We start from the raw sequence: 248 nt of genomic DNA, 5'->3' as shown, positions 1-248 counted from the left end.
TGTGCGCACGGCCAGCAACCACATCGACGGCGGCACGCCGGCCGGGGTGGTGCTGTTCGATCCGGACCAGGTGCGCCCGGCGACCCGGCGCGCACCGCGGGTGATTGAACGTGGCGAGGTGCGCCGTGGCGAGCGGGTGCTGGCCCTGACCCACCTGGCGCCGCTGGAAATCGCCGACGCCGACCGCGACCTACGCCTCGTGGCGCGGCTGTTGTCCTTCGCCGACTCATCGTCCAACAGCTATCGCT

Annotated in this window: 1 protein-coding gene; it reads left to right on the top strand. The window is 71.8% G+C overall.

Going from position 1 to position 248, the window contains the following annotated elements; genetic code table 11:
• The coding region (locus ACQG3P_RS21290) for a hypothetical protein (protein ID WP_426806163.1) at window positions 1-248 on the top strand (248 nt) is incomplete at both ends.

This window comes from Stenotrophomonas sp. SrG (genome assembly GCF_050031795.1).
Taxonomy (GTDB): domain Bacteria; phylum Pseudomonadota; class Gammaproteobacteria; order Xanthomonadales; family Xanthomonadaceae; genus Stenotrophomonas; species Stenotrophomonas rhizophila_A.
The sequence above is the reverse complement of the archived record's forward strand: the minus strand, read 5'-3'. Positions and strand labels throughout refer to the sequence as shown.